This is a genomic window from Shewanella sp. SM69, from assembly GCF_025653985.1.
GTDB classification, from domain to species: domain Bacteria; phylum Pseudomonadota; class Gammaproteobacteria; order Enterobacterales; family Shewanellaceae; genus Shewanella; species Shewanella oncorhynchi.
The window spans coordinates 213,328-224,742 of record NZ_JAKKRV010000008.1 but is presented as its reverse complement, the minus strand read 5'-3'; the positions used below and the strand labels follow the sequence as shown (position 1 = coordinate 224,742).

General features: G+C 45.5%; 12 protein-coding genes. 11 read left to right on the top strand and 1 reads right to left on the bottom strand.

Annotated elements, in window-relative coordinates; translation table 11 throughout:
* On the bottom strand, positions 1 to 118 hold a 118-nt coding region (locus tag L5M37_RS13115), incomplete at its 3' end, for a DUF4277 domain-containing protein (protein ID WP_263200747.1).
* 135 nt (positions 119 to 253) lie between these two features.
* On the opposite strand from L5M37_RS13115, the gene L5M37_RS13110 reads away from it, so the two are divergent.
* The 11 genes from L5M37_RS13110 to L5M37_RS13060 all read left to right on the top strand — a co-directional run bounded on the left by L5M37_RS13110 (position 254) and on the right by L5M37_RS13060 (position 11,295).
* Positions 254 to 871, top strand: a complete 618-nt coding sequence (locus L5M37_RS13110) for a prepilin-type N-terminal cleavage/methylation domain-containing protein (RefSeq protein WP_105251278.1) — start codon at positions 254 to 256, stop codon at positions 869 to 871.
* A 127-nt stretch (positions 872 to 998) separates the two neighbouring features.
* Entirely contained in the window at positions 999 to 1,514 is a 516-nt protein-coding gene (locus tag L5M37_RS13105) for a type II secretion system protein (protein WP_263200735.1), read from the top strand.
* A 172-nt stretch (positions 1,515 to 1,686) separates the two neighbouring features.
* Positions 1,687 to 2,175 carry a type II secretion system protein gene (locus L5M37_RS13100; RefSeq protein ID WP_263200734.1) on the top strand — a complete coding sequence of 163 codons (489 nt, stop codon included), beginning with the start codon at positions 1,687 to 1,689 and terminating at the stop codon, positions 2,173 to 2,175.
* Positions 2,165 to 2,695, top strand: a complete 531-nt coding sequence (locus L5M37_RS13095; protein WP_198573061.1) for a type II secretion system protein — start codon at positions 2,165 to 2,167, stop codon at positions 2,693 to 2,695. The genes L5M37_RS13100 and L5M37_RS13095 overlap by 11 nt, the downstream gene beginning before the upstream one ends.
* The gene (locus tag L5M37_RS13090) at positions 2,695 to 3,567 is read left to right on the top strand and encodes a PilW family protein (RefSeq protein WP_263200732.1); all 873 of its coding nucleotides are present in this window, start codon (positions 2,695 to 2,697) and stop codon (positions 3,565 to 3,567) included. Before L5M37_RS13095 ends, L5M37_RS13090 begins: the two co-directional genes overlap by 1 nt.
* Complete coding sequence (locus tag L5M37_RS13085; RefSeq protein ID WP_263200730.1) at positions 3,557 to 4,036, top strand: MSHA biogenesis protein MshP; 480 nt, start codon at positions 3,557 to 3,559, stop codon at positions 4,034 to 4,036. Before L5M37_RS13090 ends, L5M37_RS13085 begins: the two co-directional genes overlap by 11 nt.
* A complete protein-coding gene (locus L5M37_RS13080) occupies positions 4,026 to 7,760 on the top strand; it encodes a DUF6701 domain-containing protein (RefSeq protein ID WP_263200728.1) in 3,735 nt (1,244 codons plus the stop codon). Before L5M37_RS13085 ends, L5M37_RS13080 begins: the two co-directional genes overlap by 11 nt.
* Before the next feature lie 340 nt (positions 7,761 to 8,100).
* Entirely contained in the window at positions 8,101 to 9,150 is a 1,050-nt protein-coding gene (locus L5M37_RS13075) for a rod shape-determining protein (RefSeq protein WP_105251284.1), read from the top strand.
* Between the two features lie 44 nt (positions 9,151 to 9,194).
* Entirely contained in the window at positions 9,195 to 10,199 is a 1,005-nt protein-coding gene (gene mreC / locus L5M37_RS13070) for a rod shape-determining protein MreC (RefSeq protein ID WP_263200726.1), read from the top strand.
* A complete protein-coding gene (mreD, locus tag L5M37_RS13065) occupies positions 10,199 to 10,687 on the top strand; it encodes a rod shape-determining protein MreD (protein ID WP_105251286.1) in 489 nt (162 codons plus the stop codon). Before mreC ends, mreD begins: the two co-directional genes overlap by 1 nt.
* Positions 10,688 to 10,689: 2 nt before the next feature.
* Positions 10,690 to 11,295 (top strand): Maf family protein, encoded by a 606-nt coding sequence (locus tag L5M37_RS13060; RefSeq protein ID WP_198573065.1) that lies wholly within the window; start codon positions 10,690 to 10,692, stop codon positions 11,293 to 11,295.
* Positions 11,296 to 11,415 lie beyond the last annotated feature (120 nt).

The following is an 11,415-nucleotide window of genomic DNA, read 5'->3' as shown; positions in this document are numbered from 1 at the left end:
TGTGGTCAGAATATTTTGGGATAACGGCATCTATCATCCGTGGCAGGCCAATTTCGTGACAAAAGGCGGCAATGAGACCAAGGTGATCTAAGCGTTTAATAACAGGATGGGTAGACATATTTTGAGACCGTCAAATAGCAGTAATAGATCAAAACTGTCGATCGCGGTCAAGATGGTGTCGTAGTTTTTATGAAAAGCTGATCGCCAGATCACACTATTTAAATTCTGGAATTAGCTGCGGAATGACGGATATATGAAAACTAAGCAAACAGGGTTCTCATTAATCGAACTTGTGATTGTGATTGTGATTTTGGGTTTACTCGCTGCAACGGCGATTCCACGATTCTTAAATGTCACCGATGATGCTGAAGATGCCAGTGTTGACGGTGTTGCGGGTGGTTTATCGACTGCAGTTAGCTTTGTGCGTTCTCAGTGGGAAGTCGATGGGCGTCAAAATAGCAGCGTTATCCTCGACGGTAACACAGTAAATGTCGATACACGTTTTGGCTATCCAACGGGAACTTCAGTAACCAGTGCGACAGCTATGACAAATGCCAGTTGCCAAGAAGTGTTTAACACTGTGTTGCAGAGTGCTCCACGTAACGTATTATTTAACCAAGATGCACGTAATCAACGTTATACCGCTCGTGTTATTAACGCCGCAGGCGGCAGTGCTAACTCAATTACTGGCGCAGTCGTCGCAGGTTTAGATTTATGTGTTTATCACCAAGTGGCTTCACTGGTGTTAAATCAAACGAATGGTGTACCCACTCCTGCCCCTGATTTAACAACGGTAGGTGCTAAGGGAATAGTGTATAACCCAGGCACAGGCAGAGTATTAAGTTTCACCCAAACGCCATTTGTACCATAGACAGTAATTAATAGTTTTATTTTGTTCATGTTTTAAGTAGCTTAGTTTAAAAGTAATAGAGTCTAAAAGTGACTTAACTTAATTAGTACTCACACGAGTACTCACTTAGAAAGAAAGGTAGTTTTATATGAAAAGACAACAAGGTTTTACCTTAATTGAATTAGTCGTAGTGATCATTATCTTAGGTATTCTTGCTGTCACAGCGGCACCTAAGTTTATTAACCTGCAAGGTGATGCAAGAGCTTCAACTCTGCAAGGTTTAAAAGGCGCAATTCAAGGGGCTAATAGTCTAGTTTACTCAAAAGCGGCGTTAACAGGTAAAGAGGTTGGTCCTCAAACAGTGACTTTAGACTCTGGTACTGTGGCTGTCATCAATGGATATATGCGTTCAACTAAACTGTCATTAGAAGCTGGAATGGACATTACTTTTGATGTTGAAGCTGCTAGCGGTGGAACACAGGCAACTACAGCTGATTGGATAATTGCTGAAACAACTGGGACTCCTGGCTCTGCGAAAATTTATGCTCATGGTGCTCCAGCTAATTGCTTCTTAACTTACACTGAAGCAAAAGTAGCGGTAACAACAGGTACTGTTACTCCTGCTGAGCCTCCTAAATATGTGATTACGGATAGTGGTTGCTAATTCAACTGTTATCAAAAGGCCTGCCTAGCAGGCCTTTTTTTTAGATAAAATACGGTTCTTACATTATTTTAAATAAATGAGCCAGCCAAGGGTTTTCCGACATTTATTTGCGTTAATCATATCGTTGGCAGAAACTGAACCTAGTACATGAAATCAGCAATTAACGCGAGTGATGCTTAAATTCTCTATGTCAAAACAGGCCGGATTTACTTTAGTAGAATTAGTAACGACCATCATCTTGATTTCAATTCTTGCTGTGGTTGTACTGCCACGCCTGTTTACTCAGTCTTCCTACAGTGCCTATAGTTTACGTAACGAGTTCATTAGCGAGCTACGTCAAGTACAGCAAAAAGCGCTCAATAATACCGACAGATGTTTTCGTGTAACTGTTTCTGGCACTGGCTATCAAGTGAGTCAATTCTCTGCCCGAAATGGGGCGGTTTGTTCTGGTACTGCATTATCGCCAAATCCGCTTTATACCCAAGTTTTTCAAGGTGGTGCTCAATTAGTGCTAGTGAGCTCTAACAGCAGCAACTTTACCCTTGATTTCGATATCAATGGCCGACTTTTTCCAAGCTGTAATGGTGATTGTATTCGCGTGACCGCAAATGACACTGTGATGATTAATATATCCTCCGAGGGCTATATTTATGCGAAGTAATGCTCTCTCTAAAGGCCATATTCAAGCCCGCTTGTTGGGTTTTACCCTTATCGAATTAGTCATTGGTATGTTAGTGATTGGCATTGCAATAGTGATGCTAACCAGCATGTTATTCCCCCAAGCTGATCGTGCGGCCAGTACCTTACATAGAGTACGCAGTGCTGAGCTTGCACATTCGGTGATGAATGAAATCTGGGGTAAACGTTACGATCAAAACACCAATGCCAATGGTGGCACGCCAGCCTGTGGTAGTCCGCTCGGTAGTAATTGTTCAACGTCATTAGGCCCTGAGTTCGGTGAGAGTCGTAACAACTTTAACGATGTGGATGATTACAACGGCTTAAATGAAACCGCCACTATGCTCAATTCGACCCAAACCTATGCAAATGCTTATCCTAACTATCGCTTAAGCGTCACAGTTGCTTATGGCGCAGTGTCCAATACTAAGCTAGTGACGATTAATGTGACGACGCCCGACAACGAAGTGATTACTTACAATATGGTGAGGAGTAATTACTGATGGCCTCACCTTTATCTGCGGTTAATAAAAAATCCACACTAGGTTTTACCTTGGTCGAGATGGTCACTGTTATCTTGATTCTGGGGATTCTCGTGGTCGGGGTGAGTAGTTTTATTATTTTTGGTACGCGGATTTTTGTTGAGTCGAGTTCAGTCGATCAAGTGCTAAGTCAGAGCCGTTTTGCTGTTGAGCGAGTGACCCGTGAGTTGCGCAGTGCCTTACCTAATAGCTTGCGAGTTAATACCGATTCGCTGACCTATCAATGTGTTGAGTTTGTGCCTATCGAAGCCAGCACGACTTATCTAACCATGCCAATAGTGCCAGCTGCCGCCGCGAGCACTGGGATAGTTATTCTAGATAATACGGTGAGTGCGATTCGTGTGAATCAATTCGCTTGGATCTATCCCTTGATTGATGCCGATGTGTATAGCAGCGCGAGACAAAAGCGGGCACAGGTTAAAACGATTGCTACTGCGCCTTCCCCTTTGGAGCATCAAGTGACGCTGACTTTTACTGCGCCAACACGTTTTGCAGAAGCATCACCACGACAAAGGATCTATTTTGGTTCGAGTCCAGTGAGCTATTGCTTTGAAAAGGGGCCAAGCGGCAATGAATTACAATTATTGCGTTATGCTGGTTATAGCTTTAATGCCATTCAGCCAAATCCTGCCGCTATGCCTGCCACTATGGGCACGGGCGTGCTAATGGCGCAAAGTGTGGCAAATGTTTTAAATAATGGTGCTGATTTACCGTTGATTTTAACGCCATCTAGCCTAGTGAATAATGCTATGGTGCATTTACAACCGCGGTTTAATGTTAATGGTGAGACGTTCCAATATCGACATCAAGTGCAGGTGATCAATGTTCCTTAATTCACATTGTCGCTCGGTAGGGCGTAACTCAGCATCCAGATCATCACTATCAAGATCGTCCTCTCATGCTTTACCTGCGCGTCAACGCGGGAGTGCATTGATTATTGGCGTGTTTGTGATCACAGTGATGTTTCTACTGGCGTCAGCCCTGATCAATATTGTGCAGGATGGCGATACTGGATTAACCCAGGAGGTGTGGGGGACTCGTGCCTTTGCCGCCGCGAACAGTGGCGCCGATGCCGCATTGGCAACATTATTCCCATTAAATGGTTTAGTTGGCATTTGCCCTGCAACGAGCACTTGGAATCCTCCTAATGTAACCGGTTTCCATGCCTGCACTGTGACCTTGACGTGCAAAGCCTATGCGGTAGGTACCACCACCCAATATCGAATCAACAGTAAAGCGGTATGTGAAAGCGGCGAGACCCGTGTTAGCCGACAAGTTGAGGTAGAAGCTCGTGGGAATTAATCTTTTTTATCGTGCCATATTGGCAGCACTTATCTTGAGTTTCCCCTCGTCAGTGATGGCATTCGACCCTATTGATCAGAGTGTGATTTTTGCCAAAGTTGCTCAAGGTCATCATGGTGATTACTCAAACGTGTGCCGTCAGATATCATCGCCACAATTAATGATAAATGGTAATGGCATCATTAATGGTACTGGTGGTGCTGCATTAGATTATTGCTCGAGTAACGATGGCAGTGGGCTTTCTAATAACAGTTGTGATAACGGTACAGGCGGAGTGCGGAAATGCACTATCGATGGCAGTGATATTCGAGGTTTAAAATTAACTGGGAGTAATGCTTTTTTATCGAGTAGTGGTGCTGGTGGCGGTTATGGTTCTTGTAATACTGGCGAGCAATTAACGCTTGGTGGTAATGGGCAAAGTCAGTTTAGTAATGTTTCGCTTTATTCTGCTTGTACTCTGACTCTATCGGCAACTCAAAATGAGTATCGATTTAACACTATCGCTATTGGGGGCGGCGCGACACTCGTTTTACCTGAAGGGGACTATTGGGTAGATAGTTTTACTTTGAATCAAGATGCTAAGGTGATTTTGCAAGGCAATGTCCGCATTTTTATAAAGCAACAGTTTGAATTAAATGGCAGTAAATTCAATGAAAATAATGCTGCTTCTGCTCTTATTATCGGTTATAGCAATATTCAGCTAAATAGTGATGCTGTACTCAATGGGCGAGTTTATAGCGATGCAACATTAAGTCTAAATAATAACTCGATTATCAATGGCCGAGTCACCAGCCGTTATTTGGTTATGAGTAGTGGTCGTATTAATGATTATGTACCGGTATTACAGTGTTTTAATGACACTTTCTCCCAAAGTGCATTAAGCAGTGATTGGGTCGTTTCCCGTAGCAGCGGCACTTTTACTCCATCTATTCGAAGTGGTCGATTACGCTTAACCGAAGCTAAATCTGACCAATCTACGGCATCTACCTATCAAAGACTCTTTCCTGGAAAAGCTAACTTAGTGGAGATCCAGTTTGATCACTATGCCTATGGTGGCAATGGTGCCGACGGCATTGCGGTAGTGTTATCGGATGCTTCTATAACGCCGCAGCCTGGCGCCTTTGGCGGTCCATTGGGTTACGGTTATAAACCTGGTATTAATGGGTTCGCGGGTGGTTGGCTTGGGTTTGGTATTGATGAGTTCGGTAACTTCTCCGGTGAAGGCGGTAGTTCTAATGTCGGCCAGCGACGCCAGTCCGTTGCGGTTCGCGGTTCGGGTGTCGGCACGTCAGGGTATAATTATTTACGCGGCGCTTGTAGTAATGGCACTACTAATACGAACGGTAGTTGCTTATCGCCTGCGGTAGACGGCAATAATGTGTCGCCTGCGCACAGGTATAAAATCACAATTGATTCGCAAGCCGCGAATCAATCTATTGTGAAAATTGAGCGTAATACAGGTTCGGGTTTTGTGACTTTAGTTCCCGCATTTAACGCTGCAGCACAAAATGGTCAGGCGGCCATTCCAAGTGATTTTTTATTGTCTTTAACGGGCTCAACGGGGGGCTCAAATAACAACCACGAAATCGATAACGTGCAAATTTGTGCGTTAAAATCGAATCCTATTGGTGCTCAGATCGATCATTTTGAGTTTGAACATACGGGTCAAGGTCTGACCTGTAATGCTGAGATGGTAACGATTAGAGCCTGTGCAAATGCGAATTGTAGTCAACTCTTTACTGCACCTCTTAGCGCAACCTTATTACCTGATTCTGCGGCAGATGGCGTATGGGTTGGCGGTAATCAAGTGAGTTTTAGCGGTGGCACGGCGCAACTGCAACTGAGGCGAAATACTCCTGGTGTAGTGACTTTAGGCGTGAAGGGCTCTAATCCCACCACTAAACCATTAAGCAAAACCCTTTGCCGTATTGGTAATGGTGGTTTGAGTGAAAACAATTGTTCACTCACCTTTGCCGACAGTGGTTTTGTATTCGATGTACCCGATAAGCGTGCGAATCGCCCCGAGCAAGTGTTAGTCAAAGCGGTGAAAAAATCCGATGTGACGAAGCAGTGTGTCCCAAGCTTCCAAAGCCAGACCAAAACGCTGAATTTCTGGAGCAGTTACCAAACGCCAAGCGCGCCTATCTCGCCTAAAGCCGTCACCATCAACAATATGGTAATTGGCACCTCGAGTGCCTCGCCTACGGCGGTGAACCTGCTGTTTGATACCAACGGACAAGCAAGCATTTCAGTCAATTACCCTGATGCAGGTAAATTACAACTAGATGCAAAATATACAGGGACAGGTGATGAACAGGGCTTAGTCATGGCAGGTTCAGACCAATTTGTCAGCGTACCAGCGGGATTGTGTGTTAAGCCTGTAGATGCCAATGCTAGCTGCTCAAGCGCGAATATGACGTGTAATGTTTATCGTAAAGCGGGTCAAACCTTTGGTATGACGGTGCAAGCGATGGCATGGGAAAAAGATGGCGATCCGGACTTTTGTTCGGGCAACTTACCCACGCCTAACTTTAGTGATGCGCAGATGAAGCTTGCCAGTAAAGTCGTTGCGCCAAGCATTGCCAACGGCGGACTTGATGGGGCGTTAGGCGTGGCATCCTACAGCCACTCGGCGCAGGCCAATAATCTCAATACCATCAGCAATCAGACCATCAGCGAAGTTGGAGTATTCCAAATTGCAGCGCAGGCGAGCCCAAATTATTTAGGGACGGCAAGCAGCTTAAATATTCCAATTGGATATTCAGCTAATATTGGCCGTTTTGTGCCCGATAGATTTTTAGTCAGTAACGTATCGGTCATACCTGCCTGTGGCGGCTTTAGCTATATGGATCAGCTGTTCCCTATGTCGATGGAGCTCAGTGCTTTAAATATCGCGGGGGATATAACGAAAAACTATTTCCCGCCATTTTCCCTCGCCACTGCCAAATTAGTGGGAGAAAATAACAATAATGGTGTCGATTTACAGAGTCGCTTAAGTGCCTTACCTATAAAGGCTGAAAGTTGGAATCAAGGTGTGGCGACGGTCGATGCTTCTTACCAAGCTAACTTTAGTCGGGTGACCCCAAATGTGGCGACGAATCTGTATCAGGATGGCCCCTTTGAGCTGCTCGATATTGGCGTGCAATTGATGGATAACGATCCTCGGCCGAATGGGCTTTACAGCTATGTGGCCTCACCAGACATGGATGCGGCATCTACAGGCACTTGCACTAACTGTAATGCTAAGAAAATCAGCACTCAAACCCTTCGTCATGGCCGTGTGGTGATGGATAACACCTATGGTCCTGAGACAGAAATACTGCGTATGCCGACTCGAGCCGAATATTGGAATGGCAGCAGCTGGGCCTTAAATACTGCCGATAACTGCACAACGGCAGTGTATGCTTTGGGTTCGCAGGTTGATCATTCCGCTCTGGGTTACAATTTTGATCCCGACTTAGTGGCGGGACAAAGTGTTGTGCGTTCTGGCGGGACTGCAACATTCCAAGCTGGCCAATTTGAGTTGCTTTGGCAAGCCGTTACAACAAGTGGGTTGCCATACCGCGGCCAAGTGACGGCGCCCTTGGATGTGCCGACATGGCTAGAATGGTACTGGAATTGGAATGGCGTATCGCCAACAGGGGTCACTGAACCGCGGGCAAGTGCGTATTTTGGTCGTTATCGAGGGCATGACAAAATAATCTATTGGCGTGAGGTAAACTAATCTGAGTTATTTCTCTCATTAAATTGAACTCAGGCTTTCCCTTGAAATGGGCTGCCATTTTACTTATTAGAAGTCGACGAAAACGCTTGTAACAGATTCTAAATGCAATGCCTTAGTTTGATATTTGTTGCTGAATTGTGTGTTTACTCGTTTTTTGTTGCTGATATTTTCGTCAATAAACAGTATTTTCCGCTTAAATACTGTTTTTTACGTGGCGATTTGAAAAAAAATCACCTCATTAGCGATTGTTAACCTCATCGGTCTTGTGGAATCAGGGTGGCATTGATAAAGTTAGCTGATTTTTCTTTTCTTCTGACTCCACAGAATACAGGCTAGTTACATGTTTAAGAAGCTACGCGGCATTTTTTCTAATGATCTATCGATCGATTTGGGTACAGCTAACACATTAATTTATGTTCGTGGCGAAGGCATAGTCCTCAATGAGCCTTCTGTTGTTGCTATACGTGGTGAGCGTAGTGGCTCCGGTCAGAAATCTGTTGCCGCGGTCGGCACAGAAGCTAAACAAATGCTAGGCAGAACGCCTGGCAATATCCAAGCTATCCGCCCAATGAAGGACGGTGTCATTGCAGATTTTTATGTGACGGAGAAAATGTTGCAGCACTTTATTAAACAAGTGCACAACAATAGTTTTTTTCGTCCAAGTCCACGCGTGCTTGTGTGTGTGCCCGTTGGTGCCACTCAAGTAGAACGCCGTGCTATTCGTGAATCAGCCATGGGCGCTGGTGCTCGCGAAGTATATTTAATTGAAGAGCCAATGGCAGCTGCGATTGGTGCGGGTTTACCCGTATCTGAAGCGACCGGCTCTATGGTGGTGGATATCGGTGGTGGTACCACTGAAGTCGCGATTATTTCACTTAATGGTGTAGTGTATTCGTCTTCGGTACGTATCGGCGGTGATAAGTTTGATGATGCGATCATCAACTATGTCCGCCGTAATTACGGGAGTTTGATTGGTGAAGCCACGGCTGAGCGTATCAAGCACACTATCGGCACTGCTTATCCTGGCGATGAAGTGCTCGAGATCGAAGTCCGCGGCCGTAATTTGGCAGAAGGTGTACCTCGTAGCTTTACACTGAACAGCAATGAAATTTTAGAAGCCTTACAAGAGCCATTATCTGGCATCGTAAGTGCTGTGATGGTGGCGTTAGAACAATCTCCACCAGAATTAGCTTCAGATATTTCTGAGCGCGGTATGGTGTTAACTGGCGGCGGCGCTTTATTGCGTGATTTAGACCGTTTATTAATGCAAGAAACCGGAATTCCTGTAATGGTGGCGGACGATCCATTGACCTGCGTAGCACGTGGCGGTGGTAAAGCCCTCGAAATGATTGATATGCACGGCGGCGATCTGTTCTCCGAAGAAACCTAATTTAACTTCGGTATGGGGCGGTTAATCACCGCCTTAGCTTTCCTATGAAGCCAATTTTTGTTCGTGGTATTTCAAACCAATTCCGTCTGACACTGGCAATTATTTTGTCGGTGGCTTTGCTCGTGGCTAATCATCGCCTCGATCCTGTACGGCAATCGTTATCCTCTTTTTTTAGTCCATTGCAGTATTTAGCGAGCGTGCCTGGTGTTGCGCTTGACTGGTCGTCTGAAAGTTTTGCCACCCGCAATATGTTAGCGTTGCAGAATAAAGAGCTGCTCAGGCAGCAACTGCTGATGAGTGAACGCTTACAGCGTTTCGAACACTTACGCCAAGAAAATGAACGTTTACGCGCACTGTTGGGCTCACCAGCCTACCTTGATTCGCGCAAAATGGTGGCTGAAGTATTGGAGGTGGCTAGCGATCCTTTCCATCACTATGCGGTGTTAAACCATGGTTCACGCAGTGGTGTATTTGTTGGGCAGCCTGTGGTCGACGCCCAAGGGGTTGTTGGCCAAGTGGTACAAGTCAGTGAAATGACCAGTAGGGTGTTATTGCTCTCCGATGTATCACACGGATTACCTGTGCGTATCACCCGTAATGATGTGCGCCTTGTTGCCAATGGTACGGGTGAGTTAGATGAAATAGAGCTGCGCCATGTGGCCAAGAGTACCGACATTCGTGTCGGCGATTTACTGGTCACCTCAGGTTTAGGGAATCGTTTCCCGGAAGGTTATCCGGTCGCGCGGGTTATGGAAGTGTTGACTGAAGATGGTCAAAGTTACGCTCGAGTTACCGCCCAGCCTTTAGCGGCTTTAGATCGTATTCGTTATTTATTGTTGATTTGGCCATCCCCCGATTCAGGTGTGACTTTACCGAGTCAGCCTACCGTGCCTGCTGCGGATCATTCATCGAGCGATAATGCATCAAAAGCAGATAGCGCTGTTCCTGCTGGCGGAAGTGTCATGCCAGCAGAGGCTTCTAAACCTGTGACCGCGCCTGCGACCAAACCGTCAACGGAAACCACTCCTTCTGTGGCTGAGGTGCATTAATGAGTTTTCAGGCCGCCAATGGGCGCTTTATTGTTTGGGTGACATTATTTATCGGCGTGATCAGCCAGATCATGCCTTTACCAAGTGCTGTTGATGCTTGGCGTCCAGACTGGTTATTAATGATTGTTCTCTATTGGTCTATCGCATTACCCCACAGATACAACATCTTAACCGCATGGGTTTTAGGCCTAGTATTAGATATTTTATTGGGAGCCACCTTAGGTGTGCGCTCTTTAGCTATGTCTTTGGTTATTTATATCGCTATCTTGCATTGCCAGCGTTTGCGAAACTTCCCTCAATGGCAGCAGTCGTTAGTGATCATGCTACTGATTTGTATTTATCACTTAGTGATTTACTGGGTGGAATTTGTGATGCAAGAGGCTGTTTTCAAAACGGATCTATTTTTACCTGCGATTTCAGGATTAGTGATCTGGCCTTGGATATTTTGGATTTTACGTCGGGTTCGACGTCATTATAAGGTTCGTTAACTGTGGATTTAGTTTTAGCTTCAACTTCGCCACGTCGCAAAGAATTATTGGCACAGATTGGATTCGGTCGTCCTGAGTTTAGTTTCACGCAAGTGGCACCGGATATTGATGAAACTGTGCAACAGGGCGAAGCGCCAAGGGATTATGTACGACGTTTAGCCGCTGAAAAAGCCCAAGCTGGACTGGCATTATGCGCAGATATGTCACAGCCTGCTGTATTAGGTTCTGATACTATCGTAGTGCTTGAAAATCAAATATTAGGCAAACCGCTAGATGTGGCCGATGCTAAGCAAACGCTCAGTGAACTGTCTGGCCGAACGCATACTGTGATGACGGCTGTAGCACTGACCTACAAAGCAGGCGAGTCTGACTCAACCTTAAAAACCTCAGTGCGCTTAGTTGAAACACAAGTGCGTTTTTGCGCTTTATCGACAGCTGACATTGAGGCTTATGTGGCTTCAAAAGAGCCCATGGATAAGGCGGGCAGTTATGGCATTCAAGGGCTCGGCGGTTGCTTTGTGGCTGCAATTGAAGGCAGTTATTCTGGCGTTGTAGGTTTACCTCTGGTTGAAACGCGTGAGTTGTTAGCCGAAGTTGGTTTTATTTAACTGCTGCTGGTTGCTTATATTGCGATTTTGGCTTGAGGTTAGAATGAACCTTATTGGCGTTTAGGGCTCTGAATCGAGTACTCCAATGACGTTGACCTTGTTCCTTTATTCGGTTTTCAT

Coding starts and splice junctions, on each gene's coding strand:
- L5M37_RS13110 (WP_105251278.1), top strand. CDS start 254: ATGAAAACTAAGCAAACAGGGTTCTCATTAATCGAACTTGTGATTGTG.
- L5M37_RS13105 (WP_263200735.1), top strand. CDS start 999: ATGAAAAGACAACAAGGTTTTACCTTAATTGAATTAGTCGTAGTGATC.
- L5M37_RS13100 (WP_263200734.1), top strand. CDS start 1,687: ATGCTTAAATTCTCTATGTCAAAACAGGCCGGATTTACTTTAGTAGAA.
- L5M37_RS13095 (WP_198573061.1), top strand. CDS start 2,165: ATGCGAAGTAATGCTCTCTCTAAAGGCCATATTCAAGCCCGCTTGTTG.
- L5M37_RS13090 (WP_263200732.1), top strand. CDS start 2,695: ATGGCCTCACCTTTATCTGCGGTTAATAAAAAATCCACACTAGGTTTT.
- L5M37_RS13085 (WP_263200730.1), top strand. CDS start 3,557: ATGTTCCTTAATTCACATTGTCGCTCGGTAGGGCGTAACTCAGCATCC.
- L5M37_RS13075 (WP_105251284.1), top strand. CDS start 8,101: ATGTTTAAGAAGCTACGCGGCATTTTTTCTAATGATCTATCGATCGAT.
- mreC (WP_263200726.1), top strand. CDS start 9,195: ATGAAGCCAATTTTTGTTCGTGGTATTTCAAACCAATTCCGTCTGACA.
- mreD (WP_105251286.1), top strand. CDS start 10,199: ATGAGTTTTCAGGCCGCCAATGGGCGCTTTATTGTTTGGGTGACATTA.